Source organism: Agrobacterium sp. fls2-241-TYG-188a, assembly GCF_030209845.1.
Map to the genome: position 1 here is coordinate 521,268 of NZ_JARVRD010000002.1, position 24,499 is coordinate 545,766.

Annotated in this window: 27 protein-coding genes; 17 read left to right on the forward strand and 10 right to left on the reverse strand. The window is 57.8% G+C overall.

Annotation, left to right across the window (positions count from 1 at the left end):
* Nucleotides 1–46 precede the first annotated feature (46 nt).
* Nucleotides 47–565 (reverse strand): hypothetical protein, encoded by a 519-nt coding sequence (locus tag QRN85_RS09285; RefSeq protein WP_284757607.1) that lies wholly within the window; start codon nucleotides 563–565, stop codon nucleotides 47–49.
* 133 nt (nucleotides 566–698) lie between these two features.
* Between QRN85_RS09285 and dmeR the strand changes: the two genes are divergently transcribed.
* Nucleotides 699–971 (forward strand): Ni(II)/Co(II)-sensing transcriptional repressor DmeR, encoded by a 273-nt coding sequence (gene dmeR, locus QRN85_RS09290; RefSeq protein ID WP_062586803.1) that lies wholly within the window; start codon nucleotides 699–701, stop codon nucleotides 969–971.
* A 9-nt stretch (nucleotides 972–980) separates the two neighbouring features.
* Nucleotides 981–2,051, forward strand: a complete 1,071-nt coding sequence (gene dmeF / locus QRN85_RS09295) for a CDF family Co(II)/Ni(II) efflux transporter DmeF (protein WP_284757609.1) — start codon at nucleotides 981–983, stop codon at nucleotides 2,049–2,051.
* 142 nt (nucleotides 2,052–2,193) lie between these two features.
* Here the strand turns inward: dmeF and QRN85_RS09300 are convergent, their stop codons facing one another.
* From QRN85_RS09300 to QRN85_RS09320, 5 genes are all read right to left on the reverse strand, one after another.
* Nucleotides 2,194–2,472, reverse strand: coding sequence for a hypothetical protein (locus tag QRN85_RS09300; RefSeq protein ID WP_062586805.1), 279 nt, complete (start codon nucleotides 2,470–2,472; stop codon nucleotides 2,194–2,196).
* A 222-nt stretch (nucleotides 2,473–2,694) separates the two neighbouring features.
* A complete protein-coding gene (locus tag QRN85_RS09305; protein WP_284757610.1) occupies nucleotides 2,695–3,792 on the reverse strand; it encodes a quaternary amine ABC transporter ATP-binding protein in 1,098 nt (365 codons plus the stop codon).
* The gene (locus tag QRN85_RS09310; RefSeq protein WP_062586807.1) at nucleotides 3,785–4,693 is read right to left on the reverse strand and encodes an ABC transporter permease; all 909 of its coding nucleotides are present in this window, start codon (nucleotides 4,691–4,693) and stop codon (nucleotides 3,785–3,787) included. The genes QRN85_RS09305 and QRN85_RS09310 overlap by 8 nt, the downstream gene beginning before the upstream one ends.
* 105 nt (nucleotides 4,694–4,798) lie before the next feature.
* Nucleotides 4,799–5,812, reverse strand: a complete 1,014-nt coding sequence (locus QRN85_RS09315; protein ID WP_112963206.1) for an ABC transporter substrate-binding protein — start codon at nucleotides 5,810–5,812, stop codon at nucleotides 4,799–4,801.
* A gap of 779 nt (nucleotides 5,813–6,591) precedes the next feature.
* Entirely contained in the window at nucleotides 6,592–8,691 is a 2,100-nt protein-coding gene (locus QRN85_RS09320) for a S9 family peptidase (RefSeq protein ID WP_284757613.1), read from the reverse strand.
* 240 nt (nucleotides 8,692–8,931) lie between these two features.
* Here QRN85_RS09320 and QRN85_RS09325 point away from each other — a divergent pair, with 240 nt between their 5' ends.
* The 3 genes from QRN85_RS09325 (at nucleotide 8,932) to QRN85_RS09335 (ending at nucleotide 11,223) form a co-directional block, all read left to right on the forward strand.
* Complete coding sequence (locus QRN85_RS09325; protein WP_284757615.1) at nucleotides 8,932–9,333, forward strand: DUF930 domain-containing protein; 402 nt, start codon at nucleotides 8,932–8,934, stop codon at nucleotides 9,331–9,333.
* 134 nt (nucleotides 9,334–9,467) lie between these two features.
* A complete protein-coding gene (locus QRN85_RS09330; protein WP_284757616.1) occupies nucleotides 9,468–10,391 on the forward strand; it encodes a dihydrodipicolinate synthase family protein in 924 nt (307 codons plus the stop codon).
* A gap of 106 nt (nucleotides 10,392–10,497) precedes the next feature.
* Nucleotides 10,498–11,223, forward strand: a complete 726-nt coding sequence (locus QRN85_RS09335; protein WP_284757617.1) for a polysaccharide deacetylase family protein — start codon at nucleotides 10,498–10,500, stop codon at nucleotides 11,221–11,223.
* A gap of 24 nt (nucleotides 11,224–11,247) precedes the next feature.
* Here QRN85_RS09335 and QRN85_RS09340 read toward each other — a convergent pair whose 3' ends face one another.
* Both QRN85_RS09340 and QRN85_RS09345 read right to left on the reverse strand, forming a co-directional pair.
* Nucleotides 11,248–12,408 (reverse strand): AI-2E family transporter, encoded by a 1,161-nt coding sequence (locus QRN85_RS09340; protein WP_113171201.1) that lies wholly within the window; start codon nucleotides 12,406–12,408, stop codon nucleotides 11,248–11,250.
* Nucleotides 12,409–12,519: 111 nt separating this feature from the next.
* A complete protein-coding gene (locus QRN85_RS09345; protein ID WP_113092469.1) occupies nucleotides 12,520–13,380 on the reverse strand; it encodes a VOC family protein in 861 nt (286 codons plus the stop codon).
* Nucleotides 13,381–13,610: 230 nt separating this feature from the next.
* On the opposite strand from QRN85_RS09345, the gene QRN85_RS09350 reads away from it, so the two are divergent.
* The 3 genes from QRN85_RS09350 to QRN85_RS09360 all read left to right on the forward strand — a co-directional run bounded on the left by QRN85_RS09350 (nucleotide 13,611) and on the right by QRN85_RS09360 (nucleotide 15,421).
* Nucleotides 13,611–14,021, forward strand: coding sequence for a universal stress protein (locus QRN85_RS09350; protein ID WP_062586816.1), 411 nt, complete (start codon nucleotides 13,611–13,613; stop codon nucleotides 14,019–14,021).
* A gap of 134 nt (nucleotides 14,022–14,155) precedes the next feature.
* Nucleotides 14,156–14,824 carry a PAQR family membrane homeostasis protein TrhA gene (trhA, locus tag QRN85_RS09355; RefSeq protein WP_284757619.1) on the forward strand — a complete coding sequence of 223 codons (669 nt, stop codon included), beginning with the start codon at nucleotides 14,156–14,158 and terminating at the stop codon, nucleotides 14,822–14,824.
* 93 nt (nucleotides 14,825–14,917) lie between these two features.
* Nucleotides 14,918–15,421, forward strand: coding sequence for a GNAT family N-acetyltransferase (locus tag QRN85_RS09360; protein ID WP_284757620.1), 504 nt, complete (start codon nucleotides 14,918–14,920; stop codon nucleotides 15,419–15,421).
* On the opposite strand, the gene ftrA is transcribed toward QRN85_RS09360, so the two are convergent.
* Entirely contained in the window at nucleotides 15,402–16,424 is a 1,023-nt protein-coding gene (gene ftrA / locus QRN85_RS09365; RefSeq protein WP_284757622.1) for a transcriptional regulator FtrA, read from the reverse strand. The two genes, QRN85_RS09360 and ftrA, sit on opposite strands and share 20 nt — an antisense overlap.
* Before the next feature lie 69 nt (nucleotides 16,425–16,493).
* On the opposite strand from ftrA, the gene QRN85_RS09370 reads away from it, so the two are divergent.
* A complete protein-coding gene (locus QRN85_RS09370; RefSeq protein ID WP_284757624.1) occupies nucleotides 16,494–16,901 on the forward strand; it encodes a rhodanese-like domain-containing protein in 408 nt (135 codons plus the stop codon).
* Between the two features lie 83 nt (nucleotides 16,902–16,984).
* Here the strand turns inward: QRN85_RS09370 and msrB are convergent, their stop codons facing one another.
* Nucleotides 16,985–17,395 (reverse strand): peptide-methionine (R)-S-oxide reductase MsrB, encoded by a 411-nt coding sequence (gene msrB / locus QRN85_RS09375; protein ID WP_062586822.1) that lies wholly within the window; start codon nucleotides 17,393–17,395, stop codon nucleotides 16,985–16,987.
* 200 nt (nucleotides 17,396–17,595) lie between these two features.
* Between msrB and QRN85_RS09380 the strand changes: the two genes are divergently transcribed.
* The 8 genes from QRN85_RS09380 to QRN85_RS09415 all read left to right on the forward strand — a co-directional run bounded on the left by QRN85_RS09380 (nucleotide 17,596) and on the right by QRN85_RS09415 (nucleotide 24,375).
* The gene (locus QRN85_RS09380; protein WP_284757625.1) at nucleotides 17,596–19,956 is read left to right on the forward strand and encodes a putative monovalent cation/H+ antiporter subunit A; all 2,361 of its coding nucleotides are present in this window, start codon (nucleotides 17,596–17,598) and stop codon (nucleotides 19,954–19,956) included.
* On the forward strand, nucleotides 19,953–20,372 hold the full coding sequence (locus QRN85_RS09385) for a Na+/H+ antiporter subunit B (RefSeq protein WP_062586824.1): 420 nt from the start codon (nucleotides 19,953–19,955) through the stop codon (nucleotides 20,370–20,372). The genes QRN85_RS09380 and QRN85_RS09385 overlap by 4 nt, the downstream gene beginning before the upstream one ends.
* A complete protein-coding gene (locus QRN85_RS09390; RefSeq protein ID WP_062586825.1) occupies nucleotides 20,372–20,749 on the forward strand; it encodes a Na+/H+ antiporter subunit C in 378 nt (125 codons plus the stop codon). The genes QRN85_RS09385 and QRN85_RS09390 overlap by 1 nt, the downstream gene beginning before the upstream one ends.
* A gap of 17 nt (nucleotides 20,750–20,766) precedes the next feature.
* Complete coding sequence (locus QRN85_RS09395; protein WP_284757627.1) at nucleotides 20,767–22,329, forward strand: Na+/H+ antiporter subunit D; 1,563 nt, start codon at nucleotides 20,767–20,769, stop codon at nucleotides 22,327–22,329.
* Nucleotides 22,326–22,805: a Na+/H+ antiporter subunit E gene (locus QRN85_RS09400; protein WP_284757629.1), complete on the forward strand. Its 480-nt coding sequence runs from the start codon at nucleotides 22,326–22,328 to the stop codon at nucleotides 22,803–22,805. Before QRN85_RS09395 ends, QRN85_RS09400 begins: the two co-directional genes overlap by 4 nt.
* Entirely contained in the window at nucleotides 22,802–23,191 is a 390-nt protein-coding gene (locus QRN85_RS09405; protein ID WP_113099838.1) for a cation:proton antiporter, read from the forward strand. Before QRN85_RS09400 ends, QRN85_RS09405 begins: the two co-directional genes overlap by 4 nt.
* A complete protein-coding gene (gene mnhG / locus QRN85_RS09410; protein ID WP_113092462.1) occupies nucleotides 23,188–23,529 on the forward strand; it encodes a monovalent cation/H(+) antiporter subunit G in 342 nt (113 codons plus the stop codon). The genes QRN85_RS09405 and mnhG overlap by 4 nt, the downstream gene beginning before the upstream one ends.
* Nucleotides 23,530–23,946: 417 nt before the next feature.
* Nucleotides 23,947–24,375 (forward strand): Ros/MucR family transcriptional regulator, encoded by a 429-nt coding sequence (locus QRN85_RS09415; RefSeq protein WP_062586830.1) that lies wholly within the window; start codon nucleotides 23,947–23,949, stop codon nucleotides 24,373–24,375.
* Nucleotides 24,376–24,499: the final 124 nt, after the last annotated feature.

Here is a 24,499-nt window from a genome sequence, read left to right on the forward strand (position 1 = left end):
GGGGAGAGAGCTTCGCAATCGAGCAATTGTCGAATAACGCCCAGCCTTAGGCGGCCTGCATGGCGGTGTCCTCTTCCGCACCGCCCGGGGACCGGGCCGTCTCGTCTATGCCGAGCGCGCGTCTAATCGCTTCCTTGATTTCTTCCTCTATTTTCGCGCGCTCCTCAGGTGGTAGCGCCGCCAGTTCCTCTTCAGACAGGTCCATCTCACCCAGCAATCTGGCCCGTAGTTTCTCTGCGGGGCTCATATCCGAGAATGTCAGAAACTCTGTGACGAGCTCTTGCGATTTGACGTCGAGTGCCTTCTGCTTTTCTTCCAGGGTCTGCGGTTCGTTCTCTTTTTCCAGGGCCGTTCTGGTATCGATGTCCCACATAAGGGCTGAGATCGAGTTGGGTGTCACATATGTCGAATCGTCCAGCAGGGACACTGGCCCGCTTCTCTCCGCTGTCTGCGATGTCTGCTCTTCCAAAGCCAGCTGAAACCCTGCGCTTGAGTCCTGCTCCGCATTCTGGCCCGTGTATCCTGCATAAAAAAAGTCAGCCGAAGAGACTGGATAAATGGTCATGCTCACTCTCCCATGATTGTTTCCGGGTTGCATTATTCCAGAGTTGGCTTGCGTAAAGGTTGTGTCGCGGAGGCGTTGCATTCCTGATCAGAGCATATAGTATACCCCCCTATACTATATTGCGGGAGGCTGCATGACGCACACCATTGAGAACAAGGACAAGCTGCTGGCACGTATCCGCCGCCTGAAAGGGCAGATGGAGGCGGTGGAGCGGGCGCTTGAGGTTGGCAAGCCCTGTGGGGAGGTGCTGCAATTGCTGGCATCCGTGCGCGGCGCTCTTTCCGGGCTGACAGGGGAGGTGATGCAGGACCATCTGCATGAGCATGTGCTTCACGCCGAAAATGACGAAGACCGGGCCCGCGCTGCGCAAGAGCTGGCACAGGTTCTCAAGACCTACATTCGATAGAGGTGCTCCATGAAGGTAACGACAGGTAATCCGTGCTCTCACGGGGCCCACAGCCATGGTTTTCTGGGTCAGGATCACGCGCGAAACGAGCGCCGGGTATGGACGGTAATTGCCTTGACGACCGCGATGATGGTGGCAGAAATTGCCGCCGGGAGCTGGTTCGGCTCGATGGCGTTGACGGCGGATGGATGGCATATGGCGACCCACGCGGGAGCGATGCTGATTTCGGCTCTCGCCTATCTCTATGCGCGCCGGCAAAGCAAAAATGCAAGGTTCACCTTCGGCACAGGCAAGATCGGCGATCTCGCGGGTTTCGCAAGTGCCATCGTGCTTGGCGTCGCAGCTGTCATGATTGCGTGGGAAAGCCTGCTGCGCTTCTTTGCGCCTGTCGCCATCGATTTCAACCAAGCCATTGCCGTCGCTGCCATCGGTCTCGTCGTCAATCTCGTCAGCGCATGGCTGTTGAAAGACGATCACCATCACGGCCATGATCACAGTCACAGTCACAGTCACAGTCACAGTCACAGTCACAATCACAGTCACAGGCACGGGCACGGGCACTCACATGGCAGTCACGCGCATCATGGCGATCACGCCCACCACGGTGCGCACGCACATCGCGGCGCTCACGCCCATGGCGACCATGCCGGCAAGGATAACAATCTGCGCTCGGCCTATCTGCACGTCCTCGCAGACGCTTTGACGTCGGTTCTCGCCATCGTCGCCCTGCTTCTGGGCAAGTGGAATGGATGGTCCTTCCTCGATCCGGCCATGGGCATTGTCGGCGGCCTTGTCATCGCGCGCTGGTCCTTCGGGCTTGTGCGCTCCACGGGTGCCGTGCTGGTGGATGCCGTTCCGCAGGCCGTGGATCTCTCTACGAGAATTCGCAGCAGCGTTGAAACGGGAGAAGAGAGGATTACCGATCTGCACGTCTGGCAGGTTGGGCCGGGGCATCATGCTGCCATTGTGGCCATCGATTCCACCTCGCCAAAGGCGGCTTCATTCTATCGGCAAAAGCTGAAGGCAATCCCGGAATTGTCGCATGTCACGGTTGAGATCAACGGACTGAGCGGGGCTTGAAGACGTTCCGAGCAGGGCCTGCAAGCGGTATTTTCGAAGGGGGGAGCCGGGCTTGGCGGCGCTTCGAAAATTAATCGGATATTAACGATAAACGGTTCTGTTGATGCGGCGAAAGCAGGGATGCTTTCGGCCTGAGCAGGGATCAATGTTCGGTATAGGCCTGACGAAACCAGGCGCTGTCCGCCTCGGAGCCGATATCGATAGATGCTTGAGCCGAAGACGTTTCGGAAACCGCATCGTTCTTGACCGTCCACAGGACGTTTGCGAGCGAGGTGGATTCCAGAACGTTGACAAAGGAAATCCTGCCGCCGCCAAGGCCCGCCTGCTGTTGCTCGGGAACGACCGTTTCTGCCGTTCTCTTTTCAATATGCTGGGGGCGGCTGTGGTGAGGCGAGCCGCCAATGTTGTTGTCGATGTTCATCGCGAAACCTCTTTCAGGATCGATTAACGATTTATTAACCGCCGAAGCTTGCGCGAGGCTTGCGTCTTGATGTTTTGGGCGCGTTCTACGCTTGACAGACCCAAAACCAGTGCTTCGTTTTTGCATTTTAGGGGCTTGCCAAATGCCAAAAATGCCCTGTGGACCGATTCCCTAACGTAAAACGCCCTCCGCAACGTGAGTCGCGAAGGGCAACCGGTAGAATCAGGCGATCTTCTTTTCGGTTTCGTCTGTCAGGGTCGGTTCCGTCTCCGCTTCCGACTCTGGCCGCTCCGCATCCTGCGTGGCGGGTGTGACCATGGCGGCCACCAGTGTCTCGATACCGATGCTGCCCACCGGCTCGCCATCTTCATTCACCACATGGGCGGTGGTTTCATTGGCGTCCGTCATGTCGCGGGCAATGGTTTCCAGCGTATCGGTTTCGGCAACCGACATGCCTTCCGGCTTGCTGGTCAGGGGTTCCATGACCGTCGTTGCCTGAAGCACACGCCCGCGATTGACGTCGCGCACGAAGTCGCTGACATATTCATTGGCCGGATACTGGATGATGCTCTGGCCGTCGCCCTGCTGCACCATCTCACCGTCCTTCAGGATTGCGATATGGTCACCCAGCCGCAGCGCCTCGTCCAGATCGTGGGTGATGAAGACAACCGTCTTCTTCAGCTCCTGCTGAAGATCGAGCAGCATGGTCTGCATGTCCACGCGGATCAGCGGATCGAGTGCCGAATAGGCTTCGTCCATCAACAGAATGTCGGCATCGTTGGTCAGCGCACGGGCAAGGCCCACCCGCTGCTGCATTCCGCCGGACAGCTGGTTGGGATAATTCTCCTCGTAGCCATCAAGCCCGACACGGTTCAGCCAGTAGCGACCCTTTTCAAGGCTTTCCTTGCGCGAAACGCCCTGGATATCGAGGCCGTAAACGCTGTTTTCCAGAACGGTGCGGTGCGGCAGCAGGCCGAACTTCTGGAACACCATCGCTGTCTTGTGGCGGCGAAATTCCCGCAGGCTCGAAGTGCCCATGGAGCAGACATCCTGTCCGCCATACAGAACTTCACCTGCGGTCGGCTCGATCAGCCGGTTGATGTGGCGGATCAGCGTCGATTTGCCGGAGCCTGAAAGACCCATGACCACGGTAATCTTGCCGCCGGGCATGGTGATGTTGATGTTGTTGAGGCCCAGCACATGGTTGTGCCTGTCGTTCAGCTCGGTCTTGCTCAAACCGTTTTTAACGGCTTCAAGATGCTTCTCGGGATGCTTGCCGAAGATCTTGTAAAGCGACCGGATTTCGATGTCCTTAGCCATGCTGCACCTCGCGGTATTTCTGCAAACGCTTTCCGAATGCCTGGCTTGCGCGGTCGAACATGATGGCGATGGCCACCAGCGCAAAGCCGTTCAGAAAGCCGATTGTGAAGAACTGGTTGTTGATCGCCTGAAGCACGTTCTTGCCAAGCCCGCCGACGCCGACCATGGAGGCAACGACGACCATGGCGAGCGACATCATGATGGTTTGGTTGATGCCGGTCATGATGGTGGGCAGCGCCAGCGGCAGCTGCACATTGAACAGCTTCTGGGTGTTGGAGGAACCGAATGCGTCCGCTGCTTCCAGCGTTTCCCGGTCCACCATGCGAATGCCAAGGTTAGTCAGGCGGATCATCGGCGGTATCGCGTAGATCACCACTGCGATCAGCCCCGGTACCTTGCCGATGCCAAAGATGACGACGACCGGGATCAGGTAGACGAAGCTCGGCATGGTCTGCATCACATCCAGACCCGGATTGATGAAGCGCTGCAGCCGCTCGGACCGCGCCATGAGAATGCCGAGCGGCAGGCCGATGGCGACCGCGATCAGCGTTGCAATCGCGACAATAGAGAGCGTCGTCATCGCATCCCGCCACAGGCCGACGGCGCCGATGAGGCACAGCGAAACGGCCGTACCAAGCGTGATGCGCAAGCTGCGTCCGGCGAGATGGACCAGCGCCAGCAGGCCGAGGAAGATGATGATCCAGGGCGTCTGCGTGAAAAAGCGTTCGGATGAATTCAAAAAAAGCTGCAGCGGGTGCGTGACGACATCGATGACATCGCCGTAGCTGCGAACGATATCGCGGAATCCGTCATCGATGGACTTGCGCGCAACCCGCATGGTGCTGTTGCCAATGGCCGGAAACTTGCACAGCATATCCGGCAGAACATTACAGAGGGCCATTATTGTTTTTTTCCCTAAGGTGTTGATGGAAGGGCTTGTGGGTATGGGCATCCACAGATGGGAAGGCCGCGATGTCTCGCGGCCTCGGCTCATCTCATCTCTTGATTAGATCGAAGCCTTGATCTTCTCGGCCACTTCCGGCGAAACCCACTTCGTCCAGATATCCTCGTGGTTTTCGAGGAAATAGGCAGCACCGTCTTCGTTGGTGCCCTGGTTTTCGTCCATCCACGCCAGGATCTTGCCAAGCGTGCCATTGTCCCACTGGCGCTTCTTTACATATTCGGCAGAAGGACCTGCCTTTTCTGCAAATTCCTTGGTCACGACAGTGAATACATCAGCGACGGGATAGGCATTCGGCTTTGGATCGGCGCAATCGGCCTTGGCGATGCAGTTGTCATAGGCCTCGCGGTCGAGTTCAACGCCATCGTCAAGCTTGACCATGTCGTATTTGCCCATGATGGCCGTTGGAGCCCAGTAATAGCCGAGCCAGCCCTGCTTCTTTTCGTAGGCGTTGGAAATGGAGCCATCTAGACCCGCAGCAGAGCCGGTATCGACAAGGGTGAAGCCCTTTTCGCTGGCCTTGCGCGCCTTGAAGAGATTGGCAGTCGTTGGCTGGCAGCCCCAGCCGGGCGGGCAACCGAAGACAGCACCCTTGCTGGCATCTTCCGGTGCCGGGAAGAGTTCGGGATGCTTCAAAGCATCTTCCACGGTCTTGATATCGGGATGTGCGTCAGCCAGATATTTCGGAATCCACCATCCCTCGATGCCGCCATCGCTGAGAATCTTGCCTTCCTGAATGAGCTTGCCGGACTTGATGGCTTCTTCATAGGGAGCACCAAGCGTATTGACCCACATTTCAGGCGCCATGTCCGGCTGGCCTTTTTCGTTCATGGAGGTGAAAGTCGGCGTCGTGTCGCCTGTCACCACCTCGACGGTGCAGTCGTAACCGTTCTCCATGATGAACTTGTCGACATAGGCCGCGACGCCCGCAGACGCCCAGTTCATTTCAGCGATCGAGATATTGCCGCAGTCTTCAGCGGCGTTGGCGGTGCTTGCGCCGGCAGCGGCGGCAAGTGTGAAGCCCGTGACAAGAATGGTCGAGGCGAGGAGTTTCTTCATGTGTAAGACCCCCAAGTCTAATGCAGTGTTCATGTGAGGCATACCGGGGCACTGCAAAGCCCGGCCTGCCGAAGCGTTGGCGCGACATCAAGACGATACCGCTGCCAGAACGCAGAGCTAAAGCCATGGAGCATCGACATCGCCAGCGGTTGCCTGCGAAAGCTCCAGAGCAAAATGACATGCGCGGAAAGACGAAAAAGAATTCGCCAAAGAAAAGCCGCATGGACGCGACGAAGAGTGCCGCAGTCACCGCGGCGAAAAAGCGCATAAATATGTCAACGGGTTCTATAATACGGCGAGAAGATGATATTGCAACGCAAAATGCCGCATTGCTGCCATGCAGGGTTTCGCGGAACCATTTCGGTGGTTTAATAATACTTGTAAAAAACGGAGATTTACTGAAGAAAATTACGGCTAGACTGAATTAAAAATGAAAATTCAATTAACGATTAATATATATCGTAAGTAGCTATGGTGCCGGTTTTTTGTGGAAAAAAATCTCAAAAAAGGCATTTCAGTGAGTATTTTTCTCCCGCACCTTCCCCGATTGCGTCATCGTCGGGCCTGTCCCGAGGATCCAATCACGCGTTGCGGATGCGACTTGGCAGATGCTCGGGTCAAGCCCGATCATGACCAGGATAGAGATCCGTCATTCCGGCCCTGAGCTGGTATCCAGTCAGCCCAAGTTCTTGGGCTGGAAGACCTCTTCTCGACGCGCAGACGCGCGTCGGCTGGACCCCGCATCAAGTGCGGGGTGCCTTGGGTGGGTTCAAGCAGGCTTAAGCCGCAGCCTTGCCAGCCACCTTCAATGCAAACGCATATTCAAAGGCAATCTCCTCAAGGCGCTGGAAGCGACCGGACTTTCCGCCATGGCCTGCCGACATATTGGTTTTCAGCAGAATGGGGGCGTCACCCGTGGTGTGCTCGCGCAGCTTCGCCACCCATTTGGTCGGCTCCCAATAGGTCACGCGCGGGTCGGTCAGGCCGGAAATGGCCAGAAGCGGCGGATAGGCTTTCGCGCCGACATTGTCATAGGGGCTGTAAGAGGCGATCCACTGATATTCCTCTTCCGATTCCAGCGGATTGCCCCATTCAGGCCATTCCGGCGGTGTCAGCGGCAGGGTGTCGTCCAGCATGGTGGTGAGAACATCCACGAAGGGAACGGCGGCGATGATGCCAGCGAATTTCTCCGGTGCCATATTGGCAACCGCGCCCATCAACATGCCGCCCGCAGAACCGCCCTCGGCGATGATGCCGGAATAGGAGGTGAAGCCCTCCTTTACCAGATGGTCGGCTGCGGCGATGAAGTCCTTGAAGGTGTTCTGCTTGTGCTCCATCTTGCCGTTTTCATACCACTCGAAGCCCTTGTCCTTGCCGCCCCGGATGTGCGCGACGGCATAGACGAAGCCGCGATCGGCCAGCGACAGATTGTTGGTGCTAAACGATGCCGGGATGGAAATGCCATAGGCACCGTAGCCATAGAGAAGGCACGGGGCAGAGCCATCCAGCGGCGTATCCTTGCGGTAGAGCAGGGAGACCGGCACCAGCGCGCCATCATGCGACGTCGCCATGACGCGGCGGGTCACATAATCTTCCGGATTGTGACCGGACGGCACTTCCTGCGTCTTCAACAGCACGCGCTCGCGCGTCACCATGTCGTAATCGAACAACTGGCTTGGCGTGGTCATGGAGGAATAGCTGAAGCGGATGACATTGGTGTCGTATTCCGCAGCCCCATGCAGGCCCAGAGAATAGGCTTCCTCATCGAAGGCAACCGAATGCTCTTCGCCGCTCACGCGGTCGCGGATGACGATGCGTGGCAGGCCGTCACGGCGCTCAAGCCAGATGAGATGGCGGGCATAGGCATCGATGGAGAGAATGAGGCGACCCGGCTCATGCGGTACCACTTCCGTCCAGTTTTCCTTGCCCGGTGCCGTCACCGGCGTCTGGCAGATGCGAAAATCCTTGGCATCGCCATCATTGGTCAGAATGTAGAAAACATCGCCGCCCTCACACAGCGAATATTCGATGCCTTCCTCGCGCTCGGCCACGATCTGCGGTTCTGCCGTCAGGTCTTTGGTCGAGAGAAGGCGATATTCGCTGGTTTCGTGGTCATGGATGTCGATGAAGATGAAGTCATCAAGCACGGATGCGCCCACACCCATGAAGAAGCCGGGGTCTTTCTCCTCATAGACCAGCCGGTCGGAAGATTGCGGCTCGCCAATGATATGATGGAAGACCTTGGAAGGGCGGTGGTTCTCATCCTGAAGCGTATAGAAGAAGCTCTTGCCGTCAGGAGCCCAGGCTCCTCCGCCGCCGGTATTCTCGACAATGTCGTCCAGATCCTTGCCGGTGGCCATCTCGCGGACGCGAAGCGTGTAATATTCCGACCCCTTGTCGTCATAGCCCCATATGCCGCGATTGTGATCGCTGGACTGGTCGAGGCCGGAGAGCCGGAAATAATCCTTGCCTTCGGCTTCCTTGTCGCCATCAAGAAGAACGTGCTTTTCGCCACCACCGCGCGGCGTGCGGAAGTAATGCGGCTGTTCTCCACCCGTCACGAAGAGGGTGCCATAGGCATAGGGACCATCATTGACCGGAACGGAGGAATCATCCTGCTTGATGCGGCCTTTCATCTCCTCGAACAGCTTTTCTTGCAGCGGTTTGGTGTCTGCCATTGCCGCTTCCATATAGGCGTTCTCCGCCTCCAGATGGGTGCGGATCGCGGGGTCCAGCAGGGTGGGGTCCTTGAACATGGCCTGCCAGTTATCGGCCCGGAACCATGCATAGTCATCATTGCGGGTAATGCCATGATGCGTGTCGCTTGAGGGCTTTTTTTCGGCAACGGGCGCTGCGGGCAGGTTTTTGAAAATGGACAAAGTGAAACTCGCTTTCATGAAGACATGGGTCTGCGTGAACCAAGATGTAGAGTGGCGTCCAAGGTCGATCAAGGTGGAAAACTAAGGTGGATCGACAAGGGCAGGGCACAATTTGGTCTGCTTTCGATCACATTCTCCCACTAGATCGCAAATCACACACATGCGTGCAGATGGTGGCAGGCGGTAGCCTTGCTTCCAGCGCATCAAAACAAGAAGAAACGAAAAGCCCGACAGGATCTCATGGACAAGCTTCTCCCCGTTGCCCTTCTCGCAGCCTTCTCCGGTTTGACAATGGCCATCCCGGCCCATGCGGTCGATGCCAATATTCTGCGCCAGCTCAATGCTCTTGCTCCCGAAGAGCGCCTTGAGCAACGCTGTGATATCGAGGCCATGGAGCGCATTGCCAAGGAGCAGAAGGGAATGAAGCCGGACAAGGTCATCGCCTATGCCTTCGGCGACCCGGACGTCGCAACCGATAGCATCAAGGCAACCGGGGCCGTCTTCAGAAGCGGTGGCGAATGGTACCGGCTGCGCTACAAGTGTCAGATCACGCCCTCGACGCTCGGCATCCGCGACTTCGACTACAAGGTCGGCGACAAGGTGCCGGAATCGCAATGGGCCAAGCATTATCTCTATGATTGAGAATTGACCGCCGCGGCCAACACGGGTCGATGTTGCCGATAAACCACGATATCTAACTGATTTCATATTGTTATTGCCGACTGCTCATTTACTGGTAATCCTTGTTTCAGAGGGATTGAGCAGGGGCGGGGCGTATGGATCTGAGTTTTGGCGGGCTTTCGGCATTTCCGTTGACACCGGCAGATGCCGAGGGACGTGTCGATGTCGAGGCCGTTTCGCGGCTGGTTGAACGACTGGATGCGGCGCAGGTGGATAGTATCGGCCTGCTTGGCAGCACCGGCAGCTACGCCTATCTCTCACGTGAGGAGCGGCTGCGCACCATCAAGGCGGCGGCTGAAACCCTGCAGGGTCGCAACAGGCCGTTGCTTGTCGGCGTGGGTGCGTTGCGCACAAGTGATGCGGTGGCGCTGGCAAAGGATGCGGAGGCCGGTGGTGCGGACGCCCTGCTTCTGGCACCGGTTTCCTATACGCCGCTGACGCAGGAAGAGGTCTATCACCATTTCGCAGCCGTTGCTGGCGCAACGAATCTGCCGCTTTGCGTCTACAACAATCCATCCACCACGCATTTTTCCTTTAGCGATGAGCTGCTGGTGCGGCTTGCCTATATTCCGCATATCCGCGCAGCGAAAATGCCGACTGTACCTGATATGGCCTTCAGCCAGGAGCTGGAGCGTCTGCGGCCAAGGCTGGGCGAGGGCTTTTCAATCGGCTACAGCGGCGATTGGGCCGCTTCCCAGGCAATCATGGAAGGTGCCGATTGCTGGTACAGCGTCATCGGCGGTCTGCTTCCGGTTCCAAGCCTTCGCCTGTTGCGTGGCGCACAAGCCAAGGACAAGGCCGAGGTCCAGCGGATCGAGCAATATTTCCAGCCGCTCTTTTCCCTTTTCAAGGAACTGGGCAGCTTTCGTGTGGTCTATGCGGCGGCCAATCTGTTGTCATTGACCCATCTTCAGCCGCCATTGCCGGTCATGCCGCTCAGCGTCAGCGATTGTGCACGGGTGGAAGAGGCGCTGGCAAAGCTTGCCGAACTCGACGGCCTGCCACCAGCCACGCCATAATTTCGGCGGTTTACGGGCAGAGTGCAACGCATTATGTGGACGTCATGCGGCGGTTTTGCGCGAGGCATCAGCGCCCTGTTTCAATGGTTCCTCGAAGGCGTCTGACATGCTGAAGATACTCACTCTCGTCCCGGTGCTGGCCGCCCTCGCATCTCCGGCTCTTGCTGCATCCGGTCTTGTCGAGCCAAGCTTGAAGATGCAGCCGGGAAAGGCTGCCGCACCCCGCGTCGCCATCACGCTCGATGCCTGCATGGGCAAGACCGATTTCAGGATTCTCGATACGCTGGTCAACGAGAAGATCCCCGCGACGATCTTCGTGACGGCACGGTGGCTGGCGCATAATCCGCAGGCCTTGGCGGTGATGCTGTCGCATCCCGATTTGCTCGAGCTGGAAAACCACGGCGAAAATCACATTCCGGCGGTCGACAAGCCCGTTTCCATCTATGGAATCGCTGCGGCAGGCTCGACGGCTGCCGTTGAGCAGGAAGTGGAGGGCGGTCGTCTGGCCGTTGCCGCCGCCACCGGTCACCAGCCCCAATGGTTTCGAGGCGCAACCGCGAAATATACGGCGTCCTCCATCGCCACCATCAATGGTCTAGGCGAACGCGTCGCTGGCTATTCCGTCAATGGCGATGGCGGTTCGCTGCTGGGGGCGGGCATGACGGCAAAGCATATCGCCTCGGCAAAAGATGGTGATGTGGTGATTGCCCACATCAACCAGCCGACCCATGAGGCCGGAGAGGGTGTGGTACGCGGCCTGCTGGCGCTCAAGGCGCGCGGCGTCATCTTCACAAGGCTGGATGATCCCGCCTTCAACGCCCCTTCGAACTGATCCGGCAAGCCGCCCCACAGCCCATCAGGAAGGCAGGTTCGGTACGACCTTGCGTGACGGGAAAAGCTCGCGCGCGATGGTCATGCCAATGAGAGACAGCGGCAGCGCCAGCATGGCACCGGCGGCTCCCCACATCCATGTCCAGAAGATGATCGCAACGAAAACCAGAAACGGGTTGATTTCCATGTTCTTTCCGACAACAGCCGGAAAGGCGAGGTTCTCCATCAGCAAATGGATGGTGAAGAATATGATGGCAGGCAACAGCCCCAGAAGCAGGCTGTCATGGGTCAGGATGCCGCCAATCGTCAGGGCAAGCGTCATGGCAGTGATGCCGAGAAACGGCACGAAGCTGGAAAGAAAGGCAAACAGACCCCACAGGAACGGCATGGCGAGCCCACCGGCATAGGCGATGATGACCATTGTCACGCCAAGACCCGCATACATCAGCGACGCCGTGGCGAAATAGGAGCTCAGCACATGCTCGATCGACCCTATGGTCCGTATCGTGCGAAGACGCTGGTGACGCTGGGGAAAGGCCATGATGACGGCTTTGCGCAGCCGCAGACGGCTGTAGAGAAACAGCAGCAACGCTGCAAAGAACACCAGCCCCTGGACAATGGCGGGTGTCAGATTGGCTCCCACCACGGTCAGGATATCGCCGCTTCTTGAGATCAGCGATTCCAGCGAGATCGAACTCATGCTGAAGGTTGCGGCGGAAAAATTCAGCCAGCGCAGGCTCTGCAAATAGGGCACGAACCTGTCTATTGCCTTCTCGACGATGCCCGGTCCTTCGGAGGCCAGTGTGGAAAGCGGGTCGATCAGCGAATTGATGACGACGAAGAATACCAGCGCGACCGCCGATGACAGGATCAACGCCACCGCAAAGCCCGGAATCCCGTAAGAATTCAGCTTGGTGGCAGCGACACCCAGGATCATCCCCACAACAATGGCCATGACGATTGGGATAAGGATGATCGACAGCGAGTGGATGACGCCCATCAGCACGATGGCGAACAGGCCGACAATCGACCAGGCTACGGCAACATCGAGAGCCTCTCGCCCAAGCGGCTGCTGACTACGCTCGTCATCATGCGCAGAGGCTAACGCCCCGCGCAACACCGGGTCCTTATGGTCAACGGCGGCTGCGGCCGCCTGCTTTCGATTGCTGATCGTCTGGTCGTTCATCTGGCAGTCCCCCATCAGGGCGTATAACGCGCGATGTGACCGGGTGTTCCCGCCTGAAAAAGATTTAGGCGAGCACCATTTTTCAGCGCTCGCCTGACTGCCTTTGTGGGCCTATGCGGAAAGCTTTAGGCCAATGCCCCATGGGTCTTTTACCGCAATGCCGTCACTTTGCCGCTCGGTTGCTATTTCCAGCCTGTCGAGGGCGGAGACTGCGCTATCCAGTGCAGATTTTTCGTTGAATTTCAACGTGTAACCGGCAAGCCCTGTCATGTTCTCGCTGCGGGCTTGTGCCCCCTTGCTGTTCCATATGTTGGCGGCGACGTGGTGGTGATAGGCGCCGGAACCGAAAAAGCTTGCGCCCGGATATCGCGCCATGACCTTCAGGCCCAGAACGTCCTGATAGAAAGCATCGGCTTGCGGAAGATTGCCAACCTGCAGGTGGATGTGCCCGATGGCGGTTCCCTCTGCGGCCTTGGCAAAGGTTGCCTTGGGCGCGCTATCGTAAAGCTCCTGCAGGTTCAGCCGAAGCGTAGACATGCTGACGGTTCCGTCTGGCTGGTAGCTCCACTCGTCCGGTGAGCGGTCGCGGTACACCTCGATGCCGTTGCCTTCGGGATCGGCAAGATAGATGGCCTCGCTGACCAGATGGTCCGAGGCACCTTGCAGCTCGACATTGTGATGCACGGCATGGGCAAGCCACAGCGCCAGATCGGCGCGGCTCGGCATCAGGAATGCGGTGTGAAACAGGCCCGCGGCCTGTCTTGGCGCCGTCATGGCATTGCCGGATGTTATCAGCGTCAAAAGCGGCTGGCCACCAACGCCCAGTACTTGACCGCTCGGTGATGTCTCGATGACGGAAAGACCGATGATGTTCTGGTAGAATTCCGAAACGCGGGGCAGGTCACGCACCACCAGTCGTGCCTGGCCGACATAGGCGGGGCGCGTCAGCGCAAACAGTTTATCTTCACTCATTGCTGCACTCCAAAAAAGGATTGGCCAGTCAGGCGATATTGGCCCGCACTATGCGCGCTCGCGATCGTTCAGCAAAGATAGCTGTTTGGCGATGCAGCGTGCGCTATTTGTTGACAATAAAAAAGGGGTGACACTTGACGCTGATCAACTCTCTCGCTGACGAGGAGTGTCAGAAAGAGGATAATCTCGGAAGCGCAAAGGGTGTTTTCGAGTTTGAAGGGAGAATGGCGATGTACAACAAAATCCTCGTTCCAATCGATCTGAGTTCGCCGGAGAGGGCAGAGGCAATCCTGAAGAAAGCAGAGGAGTTGCTGGATGCGACGGGCCATATCGTCCTCCTCAACGTGGTGGAAGACCTGCCGATCTATCTGACAATAGACCTGCCGATGAACATCCTCGAAAACGCTGTCGAGGACGCCCGCAAGAAATTGAATTCCCTTAAATTAAAGTCTTCCCGCATAAGCGATGTGGATGTCCGCAGCGGCTCGCCCGCGCGCGAGATACTGGCGGCTGCGGAAGATTTGAAGACCGATCTCATCATCATCGCATCGCACAAGCCGGATCTGAGCAACTATTTCATCGGCGCAACTGCCGACCGCGTGGTGCGCCACGCCCGGTGCCCGGTGCTGATCGATCGCTAGACCTGACAAATGCCAGTGCCGAGATAGACTTTTGCGACAGGCGTGAATGCAAAGTGATCGTCTTTCGCAACTGTTGTCTTGTTCCTGTCTGATATTAACGGCATGATCGCATTATTGATGTGCGAGAACAGATTATGAGCGAAGTTTGGCGCTTTGGCCGCCGGTATGATCTTCCAGAAATCGTGGCGGATGGCATTGTGCATGGCGTGGGCATTGTCTTTGCGCTGATCGGTGCGACCGCGCTGATCTTCTATGTCACGCTGTGGGGAAGCCTGAGCGCAATTGCGGCAGTCTGGATCTACGCGCTCGGGCTCGTCCTGTGCCTGTCGATTTCGTTCACCTACAACATCTGGCCGCACTCCAACGTGAAGTGGTTCCTGCGCAGGCTGGATCATTCGGCCATCTTCATTCTCATCGCCGCGACCTACACGCCCATTCTTCAGCGCGGCATCGAGGAGCCCCTGATCGCGGTCACGCTGGCCGGAATCTGGATTGCAGCAATCTCCGGTATCCTGTTGAAATGCTTCTTTCCCGGCCGGTTTGATCGCCTGACCATCCTGCTTTATCTCGGCATGGGCTGGAGCGGTGTCATGGTGGCGGATCGCCTGTCCTATCACCTGCCTCCGCTCAGCCTGTGGCTCATCGTCATCGGCGGCATCATCTATTCCATGGGCGTCATCTTCCATGTGTGGGAGCGTCTTCGCTTTCAGAATGCCATCTGGCACGGCTTTGTCGTGGTTGCTGCTGCCGTGCATTACACGGCTGTGATGACAAGCTTCAGCATGGCCCCCATCACCGCTTAGACGTCACCGCTTAGACGTCACCGCGTAAAACCGCTGCACAGCTTCGCGACTTGCTCTATGGTGGCCGCGATTTGATTTGCAGCGGATATCAGCATGACCATTCAACTACGCGACGCCACCGTCGAAGACCTTCCCGGCATTATGGACATCTATAACGACGCGGTTCTGAACACCACGGCGATCTGGAACGAGATCGTCGTTGATCTCGATAATCGCAAGGAATGGTTCAAGGCCCGCAAAGACCGGGGCTTTCCGGTCATCGTCGCCGTTATGGACGCTCAGGTCACGGGCTACGCATCCTACGGCGACTGGCGCGCTTTTGACGGTTATCGGCACACACGGGAACATTCCATCTATGTCCACAAGAATGCACGTGGCCTCGGTCTCGGCAAGCAACTGATGCAGGCCCTGATCGATCACGCCAGAAGCAATGACGTGCACGTCCTCATCGGCGCCATCGAATCCGAAAACATGGCCTCCATCCGTCTGCATGAGGCCATGGGCTTTCGCATTGCCGGTCGCTTTTCCGAGGTCGGAACGAAGTTCGGCCGGTGGCTCGACCTGACCTGCATGGAACTCAAGCTTCCGCTAGGCTGACAGGCAACATGGCAAATCCCTCGCGATAGGCGGCGGGCGTTGTCGAAAATTGCTGGCGGAAATGGTGGCGCAGATTGGCTGCTGTTCCAAGGCCGGTGTTTTGCGCAATCGCGTCCATGCCGAGCCGTGATGTTTCCAGCAGGTCTTTTGCCTTTGACAGTCTTTGCAGCAGCAGCCATTTGGCGGGTGTCGTGCCCGTTGCGGCCTCGAAGCGCCGCAGGAATGTGCGGCTGCTCATGCCGGCCATTTTCGACAGGGTTTCAACCGTGTAGGGCCGTGTCAACTCCGCTCGCATGGCATCCAGCAGGGGGCCAAGCCTTGCTTTTTCGTGGTTTTCGGGAACGGCCTTGTCGATGAACTGGGCCTGACCGCCATCCCGGTGCGGTGGCACGACCAGCCGCCGGGCAACCATGTTTGCGGCCTTCGTACCGAAATCGCGACGAATGAGGTGCAGGCACAGATCGATGCCCGCAGCGCTTCCCGCAGATGTCAGCAGGCTCCCGCCATCGACATAGAGAACGTCAGGCAGAACCTGGATGGCTGGGAACCGCGCCTTCAGGGCATCGGTATAGCGCCAGTGGGTCGTGGCCTGTCTGCCACTCAAAAGCCCGGCTGCGGCCAGAACGAAAACACCGGAACAGATGGATAAGAGCCTCGCGCCTTGGGCATGCGCACGACGAAGGGCCGCACAGAGTGCCTCCGGGACCGGTTCATCCATGCCGCGCCAGCCCGGCACGATAATGGTTCCGGCCTGCTCGATCAGCTCAAGCCCGCCATCGGCCACGAACCGCACACCGCCGGTGGCGCGCATTTCGCCCTCATCGATGCCCGCCACGGCAAAGCGATACCAGTCCTTGCCCATTTCCGGCCTGGCCAGTCCGAAGACCTCCACGGCCACACCGAATTCGAAGGTGCACAGCCCATCATAGGCAAGGGCAACGACAAGGCGGTTGGTTGGGTGGGTGGTGTGATCGTTTGGCATGATCTTTACGATATATGGCATTCATGCCATCTGCCAGCAGTTTCGTGAGCGCGGTAACGTGCGTCAGTTCCAACACTCGGGGAGACATTCATGAGCACCGTATCGGATATACAGGCCGCACCGCCGCAGGCTGTCATCGACCACTTTTCCCGCCTGCTCTCCATGGAAACGGATTGCTGGGACGTGTCCTTTGCCATGGAGCAGGGCGGTCAGGATTTCGTCCTTCTCCATGTTGTTGGCTCGGCTGAGGTCTTTGCCCGCAGGCACATTCCCGGTGCCATCCATCTGCGCCATGGCGATATCACGCCAGAGCGGCTGTCGCCGTGGCCAATGGAAACCCTGTTCGTGGTCTATTGCGCGGGCCCGCACTGCAACGGCGCAGATCGCGCAGCACTTGCGCTTGCGCGCCTTGGGCGTCCGGTCAAGATCATGCTCGGCGGAATGACCGGCTGGGAGGATGAAGGCTTCGCTTTTGCGGGAAGCGGTGCCGCCGCGTAATCCTCGGCTCCTTCGGCTTCAAAAAGCGGACAGCAAAAAGCCGCCTCGCTTTTCAGGTAGGGCGGCTTTCGTTTGGCTTGAACTCAGTCCTGCGGCTCAAATACCATGGAATGGCCGTTGATGCAGTAGCGCAGGCCCGTGGGCGGTGGACCGTCCGGGAAGACGTGCCCCAGATGGCCGCCGCAATTGGCGCAGCGGATTTCCGTGCGCACCATTCCAAAGGCGGTATCGCGATGCTCTGTCACGGCGTCGGCCTTGACCGGCTCGAAATAGCTTGGCCAACCGCAACCGGCATCGAATTTCGTGTCGGAAATAAACAGCGGCTCATCGCAGGCTGCGCAACGATAAAGCCCTTTCTCCGTGCTATTCCAATAGGGCCCGGTAAAGGGACGTTCCGTGCCATGTTCCCGCAGAATGTGAAACTGCTCTGGCGTCAGCTCTTCGCGCCACTGCGCATCGGACTTGGTGATTTTGGGAGATTTGAGATCGCTCATCGGGAGATCCTTTCGTTTGTCCCTAAGATAGGATCGTCGCTGCCCGGTTAAAAGAGGAAAGGTCTTCGAAGAGCCTGTTGTTGGGGATAAAGACCTTGTTACTGCCCGCATATTCGAAAACGGTTGAGGTATATGTCACCTTGGCCTAATTGAAAGGCAACGAGATAAAGCCGTAACCGACGGCAGGGCTGGGAGAAAAGATGATTGCCAATGTCACGTCGCTGACATTCGTTGTGCTGTTTTTGCCGTTTATAACAGCATTGTGCGCCCCGCTGGCAGTCGCAAAACTGGGACGGAATGGCGCATGGCTTCTGGCGCTGGCGCCCGCACTGGCTTTCGTCCATTTTCTTGGCTTCGTGCCGGAAATTGCCGCAGGCGAAGTCGTCACCGGCGGCTATGCCTGGGTTCCCAGCTTTAATTTAAGCTTTTCATGGTTCCTCGATGGCCTGTCGCTGACCTTTGCCCTGCTCATTACCGGCATCGGCACGCTCATCGTGCTCTATGCCGGCGCTTATATGAACGGACATCCGCAGCAGGGACGCTTCATGGCGTTTCTCCTGCTCTTCATGGGCGCAATGCTCGGTGTCGTCGTGTCCGACAGCCTCCTGATGCTCTTCGTCTATTGGGAACTGACCTCGATCACGTCTTTCCTTCTCATCGGCTTCGATCACCGCCGCGAGGCATCCCGCCGGGCCGCTTTGCAGGCGCTTGTGGTAACAGGGGGCGGCGGGCTGGCGCTTCTGGCAGGCCTCATCTTCATCTGGAACATCAGCGGCACGACGCAGCTTTCCATGCTGGTCCACGGCGATGATATATTGCGCCAGAGCCCTTTCTACTTCGCCACGCTGCTACTTGTCCTTGGCGGTGCATTTACCAAGTCGGCGCAGTTTCCGTTTCATTTCTGGTTGCCCAATGCCATGGAGGCACCGACCCCGGTTTCGGCCTATCTTCACTCGGCCACCATGGTCAAGGCAGGCGTCTATCTGCTCATGCGGCTGAACCCGGTCATGGGCGAAACGGCTGCCTGGGAAATCCTTCTGCCCTTCTTCGGCGGGTTGACCATGCTGACCGGGGCATTCCTTGCCATCCGGCAGACGGATCTCAAGCTGATGCTGGCCTATACCACCGTGTCATCGCTCGGCCTGCTGGTCATGCTGGTCGGCTTTGGCTCGGAACATGCCATTGAAGCGGCAGTGCTTTATCTGGTGGCCCATTCGCTGTTCAAGGGCGCGCTGTTCATGGTGGCAGGGATCATAGACCATGAGGCGGGCACGCGGGATGTCACGAAGCTTGGCGGTCTGCGCAAGGCCATGCCCATCACCTTCATCGCCGCATTGGCCGCCGCCCTTTCCATGGCGGGCCTGCCACCCTTCCTGGGCTTTCTGGCGAAGGAAGAAATCTGTTATGCGCTTGCGCATCCCGATCCGCGCTCCATTCTCTTTACCGTTGTTGCCGTGGTTGGAAATGCGCTGATGCTGGCGGTCGCCTTTGCGGTTGCGCTGAAACCCTTTGTCGGCAAGCCCTCGAAAACGCCGAAACATGCCCATGAAGCGCCCGTTCTCATGTGGCTTGGTCCTGCGGCCCTGGCGCTTTGCGGCTTGGTCGCTGCGCTGTTTTCCGGTGCCTTTCACGCGGTCGTCTCGGTTCCCACGGCCTCGGCCATCGCAGGCGAAAATCGTCCGATGGATATTTCTCTCATTCCGCATATCGGCGTGCCATTGGCACTGTCGCTGTTCACAGTCGCGCTGGGGGTGATGGTCTATACCAAGCTTGCCACCGCCCGCCACCATGTGACGCGTGCGCTGCTGGCCGCCGGGCCGGGCCCAGATAAAGCATTCGATGCCGTCATGCGCGGCCTCGTCAGGCTGTCCTTCTCCATCACGCGGCTCTTGCAGCCGGGCAAGCTGGAATTTTACGTCACCGCCACCTTTGCCATCATCGCGCTTGTGCTGCTGGTGCCGATGTATGCCTATGACGAGTTCCCGGCCATGCCCGCCTGGCCGGGTGGCATTCAGCTCCACGAAGCCGCCTTCGTCGTCATCGCCGTCATCGGTCTTGGCGCCGTGCTCACGGCATCGAGCCGCCTGAGCGCTATCATTGCGCTTGGCATTCAGGGTTTTGCGGTGGCCGTGCTTTTCCTGCTGTTTGGCGCGCCGGATCTGTCGTTCACGCAGTTCATGGTCGAAACCCTGTCCGTCGTCATCCTGACGCTGGTCATGACGCGACTGCGGCTGTCGCCTACCGATCATCGTCACCGCGGGCAGAAGCTGCTGGATGGAACGATCGCGCTTGCCTGTGGCACGGGCTTTGCGCTTCTGCTGCTGAAAGCCACCGAGCAAACCTTCAACAACAGCCTCAGCGACTTTTTCGGTGCCTATTCGAAGGTCATCGCGCATGGCAACAATGTCGTCAACGTCATCATCGTCGATTTTCGCGGAACGGACACGCTGGGTGAGATTGCCGTGGTCATGGTCACCGGGCTTGCCATCCTCGCACTCATCCGCATCCGCACAGGTGGCAAACCCTTGAAGGGTGAGCAAAAAGGGGAGGGCAAGGCATGAACACGGTTATCCTGCGCACCGTCGCCCCGGTCATTACCAGCCTCATGGTTCTGTTTTCCATTTTCGTGCTGTTGCGCGGCCATAATGAGCCCGGCGGCGGGTTCATTGGCGGGCTGATCGCGGTTTCGGCCTTTGCAATTTACGGTATCGCCTATGGCGTTGAGGCCGTTCGCAGGGCCATCATCTTTCATCCCCTGTCCATTTCCGCTTTCGGTCTGCTTGTGGCAACGCTTTCCGGCATGGTCTCTGCCTTTATGGGCGTGCCCTTTATGACCGGGCTCTGGATTTATCCAAGCCTGCTGGGTGTCGAAGTGCCGCTCGCCACCGTCATCTCCTTCGATATCGGGGTCTATCTGGTTGTCGTCGGCGGCTTCACCTCCATTGCGCTTGCACTGGAAGAAAGGGATCGTGACTGATGGAACCGGTTTTTTCGATCCTTGTCGGACTGTTTTTCGCAGCGGGCATCTATCTCATGCTGTCGCGCCATAGCGTGCGCCTGTTGCTGGGCATCGCAATCATGGGCAATGCCGTCAATCTGCTGCTGCTGACCGCAGGAAGGCTGACGCGCGAAGTGCCGCCCATTATCGGAGCAGGGGAGGATGTGCTGGCCGCAACCACGGCCAACCCGCTGCCTCAGGCGCTCATCCTGACGGCCATCGTCATCTCCTTCTGCTTCTTCTGTTTTCTGCTGGTGCTGGTCTGGCGGGCTTTCCAGGAATTGAAAACGGATGACACCCATGAAATGCGCGCAGCGGAGCCGGTTCGTGAGCCGCTTCCGCCGCTCGGATATTGAGAACGGATTAAATACCCATGGCCGCTTCCGGTTCTCCCACCATCGATCTTTCCGCAGCCCTCGTTGCGCAGACGACACCGGTTGCCGACTGGCTGATCATTCTGCCCGTCGCGCTCTGCATCGGCCTTGGCGCTGTGCTGATGATGGTGCGTCACTCCACCCGGCTTCACGCAGCCATCGCCATTGCCGGGTTGCTAGCGCTGGTGGTGATTGATGCGGCCCTTCTGTGGAAGGTGGCGACAGATGGACCTTTTACCATGGTCATGGGGCGCTGGCTTCCGCCCTTTGGCATCGCATTCACGGCGGATCTTACCGGAACAGCGCTTGCGCTGGCCGGTGCGCTCGCAGCGCTTGCCTGCGCGGTACACGCCCGCACCGAAATTGATGAAACCGGCAGACGCTACGGCTTCTATCCCTTTCTGATGCTGCTGATGGCCGGCGTCACCGGCGCGTTTCTGACCGGCGACATCTTCAACCTCTATGTGTGGTTCGAAGTGCTGCTGGTCTCTTCCTTCGGTCTCATCGTGCTGGGCTCGACCCGGGAACAGATCGACGGCGCATTGAAATATGCGGTGCTGAACCTCATCGGTACCACGCTGTTCCTCATTGCCGTCGGTTATCTCTACGCCATCTTCGGCACGCTCAACATGGCCGATATCGCAATCAAGGTCACGCAGGCGGATCAGCAGGCGCCCCTGATGACGCTGGCGTCGCTGTTTGCCCTGGCATTTGCCATGAAGGCGGCGGCCTTTCCGGTCAACTTCTGGCTTCCGGCGTCCTATCACACGCCGAAGATTGTCGTTTCCGCGCTGTTTGGCGGCCTTTTGACCAAGGTTGGTGTCTATGCGTTGCTGCGGGTGATGATCATGCTCTTTCCGGTTCAGCGGGAAGAACTGAGCCTCGTCATCGCGGCCGTTGCTGTTCTGACCATGCTTTCAGGCGCGCTGGGGGCGCTTGCACAGAACGACCTGCGGCGAATGCTGGGCTATGTCGTCATCTCCGGCATCGGCACCATGATGGCCGGTGTGGCGATAGGCTCACCCTCGGCCGTGGGCGGAGCGGTGTTTTACGCTCTCAATTCCGTCGTGGTCATGACAGCGCTCTACCTCGTCATTGGTCACGCAGCCCGCATCGGCGGAGCATGGACGCTGTCGGACCTCAGCGGCCTCTATGGTAAGGCGCCATGGTTTTCCGCCATGACGCTGGCCCTATTCTTTGCGGCCTCCGGTCTGCCGCCTTTCTCCGGCTTCTGGCCGAAGGCAATGCTGACCAAATCCGCTATCGATATCGGCGCATGGTGGCTGGCGGCGGCAATTCTGGTGTCCGGCTTCCTGTGCATGATAGCGCTCGCCCGCGCATTCCTTCTGTGTTTCTGGCGTCCGTCTCCCGCCGGCATGAAGCAGGTTCCAGCCGTCGCCAATCCCCCGGGCCTGATGCCTGTCGTTGGGCTGACGCTGCTGGTCGTCATCTTCGGCCTGTTTCCGGAAAGCATCATCACGCTCAGCCAGCGCGCCGCAGACGGCCTTGCCGACCCCGCCGCCTATATCCGCTCGGTCTTTCCGCAAGGAGCCATCCGATGAAGCTGTTTCTTCCGGGCTTGCTGTTCACCATCGTCTGGCTGGCCATATCCGGCAGTTTTACGATCCCAAACCTCGTCTTCGGTATCGTGGTCGCTGCCCTGTCGCTTTCGATGGTGCGTCACCAGTGGAGCGAGAGCAGCACCTATTGGCGGCGCGTTCCGGCAATCCTGTTCCTCGCCCTGTTGTTCCTCAAGGAGCTTGCCCTGTCGGCTTGGACTGTGGCCAGACTGGTGCTCACGCCTAAAATGGAACTGAAGCCCGGCATTTTTGCCTATCCGCTGAAGCTCGACACCGATTTTGAAATTACCCTGCTTGCCAATCTCATCACGCTGACGCCCGGTACCTTGTCCGTCGATGTGTCCGAAGATCGTTCGAAACTTTACGTCCACGCGCTCGATTGCAGCGATGTCGAAGCGACGAAGCGTTCGATTGCCGATGGATTCGAACGGCGAATCATGGAGGCGTTCCGCAAATGACACCCGAAGACCTGGTCTCCTTCGCCACAATTTTTGCCTCGGCCATTCTTTCCGTCGCCTTCCTGCTGACCGTTTTTCGCGTCGTCGTGGGTCCGACCTTGCCAGACAGGGTTGTGGCGCTGGATATGCTTGTGGGTATCGCCATCGGCTTTTTGGCCGTCATCGCCATCCGTACGGGTTACAAGCTGTATGTCGACATTGCCATCTCGCTTTGTCTCGTGGGCTTTCTCGCCACAGTTGCGTTTGCGCGTTTCGTTCTGTCGCGAACGCCGGGTCCCGAGCACCGGGGCAGGGAGGTTCTGGATGGTACGGATATCGTCTCGCCAAAGGCCGCTGCCAGACGCGCCAAGGCGCCAAGCAAAGCAAGAAGGAAACCTCGGTCATGACCTGGTTTACTGCCATTCCCGTGGTTTTTCTCCTTATGGCGGGCGCGTTTTTCTCACTCACTGCCGCCATTGGTATTAACCGGTTTCCAGACCTCTATACTCGGATGCACGCTGCCTCCAAGGCAGGAACTGTCGGTTCAGGACTTCTTCTTCTTGCCGTGGGTATAAACGCACTCGACGTTTCTATTTTGGCGCGTTCTCTGGCGGGTATCTTTTTTGTTGTGTTGACCGCCCCAGTATCCGCACATTTGCTTGCGAAAGCTGCCCACAAAGTGGGATATCGTCTGGCTGAAGTAACCACTTTGGATGATATGGAAGCAGACCGGAAGTTGAACTGACGTTATTTCTCACGCATCGACTTGATCAGCGATCAGACATACATCCTTATTTTGTTACCTGTGATTTTTTATAGATAGAATAGGCCGTTTTTCGTCTGAATTATTCCGAAATAATAATTGGACTTTTTTTGGTTTGGTGCTATCCACGTCAGGTAAAGTAGATGATGTTGATTTGCGTCTTACGTTATAGATATTCCGGTTGGGCATTTGAATAATGGCTAATCTAAGTTCTCGAGAGAATATCGGGATATATCTGGCGTTTCACGCAGTTGTTGCAAGAATTTTTCTCCGCATCTTTATAGATGTAATGGGGAATAAGTTTTCACAGCAGACGCAAATCAGTGGGCTGGGTTAACTTCGTTTCACGTGCAGGCGGTCTGTCCGTTGCTTGTGAAGACATGAACAGGAGACATATAAATGACGGAAACTACATACGGCGGCGCTCAAGATCTGCTGGTCGAGCTGACTGCGGATATCGTTGCTGCCTATGTTAGCCACCACGTCGTTCCGGTTACGGAGCTTCCCGGCCTTATTTCCGATGTGCACACGGCGCTCAGCGGCACCTCCACCCCAACGGTAGCTGCCGTTAGTGTCGAGAAGCAGAAGCCAGCGGTCTCCGTGCGCAAGTCGGTTCAGGATGATCAGATCATCTGCCTGGAATGTGGCGGTTCGTTCAAGTCGCTGAAGCGTCACTTGACAACGCATCACAGCATCACGCCGGAAGAATATCGGGAAAAGTGGGATCTTCCAGTGGACTATCCAATGGTCGCACCGGCCTATGCAGAAGCGCGTTCGCGCCTCGCCAAGGAAATGGGTCTGGGCCAGCGCCGCAAGTCCGGCCGTTGATCTCTCATATTGCCGCATCAAGAAAGCCGGTCCTCGTGACCGGCTTTTTTTATGGCGTATTGCGGCCAGAATAAGAAAATAATCCTTATTTCGTAAGTCGTCCGGTTCGCCACCTAGTGATTTC

Excerpts from the sequence above, each read along its gene's own strand:
- QRN85_RS09285 (WP_284757607.1), bottom strand. The coding sequence starts at position 565 with ATGACCATTTATCCAGTCTCTTCGGCTGACTTTTTTTATGCAGGATAC.
- dmeR (WP_062586803.1), top strand. The coding sequence starts at position 699 with ATGACGCACACCATTGAGAACAAGGACAAGCTGCTGGCACGTATCCGC.
- dmeF (WP_284757609.1), top strand. The coding sequence starts at position 981 with ATGAAGGTAACGACAGGTAATCCGTGCTCTCACGGGGCCCACAGCCAT.
- QRN85_RS09300 (WP_062586805.1), bottom strand. The coding sequence starts at position 2,472 with ATGAACATCGACAACAACATTGGCGGCTCGCCTCACCACAGCCGCCCC.
- QRN85_RS09305 (WP_284757610.1), bottom strand. The coding sequence starts at position 3,792 with ATGGCTAAGGACATCGAAATCCGGTCGCTTTACAAGATCTTCGGCAAG.
- QRN85_RS09310 (WP_062586807.1), bottom strand. The coding sequence starts at position 4,693 with ATGGCCCTCTGTAATGTTCTGCCGGATATGCTGTGCAAGTTTCCGGCC.
- QRN85_RS09315 (WP_112963206.1), bottom strand. The coding sequence starts at position 5,812 with ATGAAGAAACTCCTCGCCTCGACCATTCTTGTCACGGGCTTCACACTT.
- QRN85_RS09325 (WP_284757615.1), top strand. The coding sequence starts at position 8,932 with ATGGACAAGCTTCTCCCCGTTGCCCTTCTCGCAGCCTTCTCCGGTTTG.
- QRN85_RS09330 (WP_284757616.1), top strand. The coding sequence starts at position 9,468 with ATGGATCTGAGTTTTGGCGGGCTTTCGGCATTTCCGTTGACACCGGCA.
- QRN85_RS09335 (WP_284757617.1), top strand. The coding sequence starts at position 10,498 with ATGCTGAAGATACTCACTCTCGTCCCGGTGCTGGCCGCCCTCGCATCT.
- QRN85_RS09340 (WP_113171201.1), bottom strand. The coding sequence starts at position 12,408 with ATGAACGACCAGACGATCAGCAATCGAAAGCAGGCGGCCGCAGCCGCC.
- QRN85_RS09345 (WP_113092469.1), bottom strand. The coding sequence starts at position 13,380 with ATGAGTGAAGATAAACTGTTTGCGCTGACGCGCCCCGCCTATGTCGGC.
- QRN85_RS09350 (WP_062586816.1), top strand. The coding sequence starts at position 13,611 with ATGTACAACAAAATCCTCGTTCCAATCGATCTGAGTTCGCCGGAGAGG.
- trhA (WP_284757619.1), top strand. The coding sequence starts at position 14,156 with ATGAGCGAAGTTTGGCGCTTTGGCCGCCGGTATGATCTTCCAGAAATC.
- QRN85_RS09360 (WP_284757620.1), top strand. The coding sequence starts at position 14,918 with ATGACCATTCAACTACGCGACGCCACCGTCGAAGACCTTCCCGGCATT.
- ftrA (WP_284757622.1), bottom strand. The coding sequence starts at position 16,424 with ATGCCATATATCGTAAAGATCATGCCAAACGATCACACCACCCACCCA.
- QRN85_RS09370 (WP_284757624.1), top strand. The coding sequence starts at position 16,494 with ATGAGCACCGTATCGGATATACAGGCCGCACCGCCGCAGGCTGTCATC.
- msrB (WP_062586822.1), bottom strand. The coding sequence starts at position 17,395 with ATGAGCGATCTCAAATCTCCCAAAATCACCAAGTCCGATGCGCAGTGG.
- QRN85_RS09380 (WP_284757625.1), top strand. The coding sequence starts at position 17,596 with ATGATTGCCAATGTCACGTCGCTGACATTCGTTGTGCTGTTTTTGCCG.
- QRN85_RS09385 (WP_062586824.1), top strand. The coding sequence starts at position 19,953 with ATGAACACGGTTATCCTGCGCACCGTCGCCCCGGTCATTACCAGCCTC.
- QRN85_RS09390 (WP_062586825.1), top strand. The coding sequence starts at position 20,372 with ATGGAACCGGTTTTTTCGATCCTTGTCGGACTGTTTTTCGCAGCGGGC.
- QRN85_RS09395 (WP_284757627.1), top strand. The coding sequence starts at position 20,767 with ATGGCCGCTTCCGGTTCTCCCACCATCGATCTTTCCGCAGCCCTCGTT.
- QRN85_RS09400 (WP_284757629.1), top strand. The coding sequence starts at position 22,326 with ATGAAGCTGTTTCTTCCGGGCTTGCTGTTCACCATCGTCTGGCTGGCC.
- QRN85_RS09405 (WP_113099838.1), top strand. The coding sequence starts at position 22,802 with ATGACACCCGAAGACCTGGTCTCCTTCGCCACAATTTTTGCCTCGGCC.
- mnhG (WP_113092462.1), top strand. The coding sequence starts at position 23,188 with ATGACCTGGTTTACTGCCATTCCCGTGGTTTTTCTCCTTATGGCGGGC.
- QRN85_RS09415 (WP_062586830.1), top strand. The coding sequence starts at position 23,947 with ATGACGGAAACTACATACGGCGGCGCTCAAGATCTGCTGGTCGAGCTG.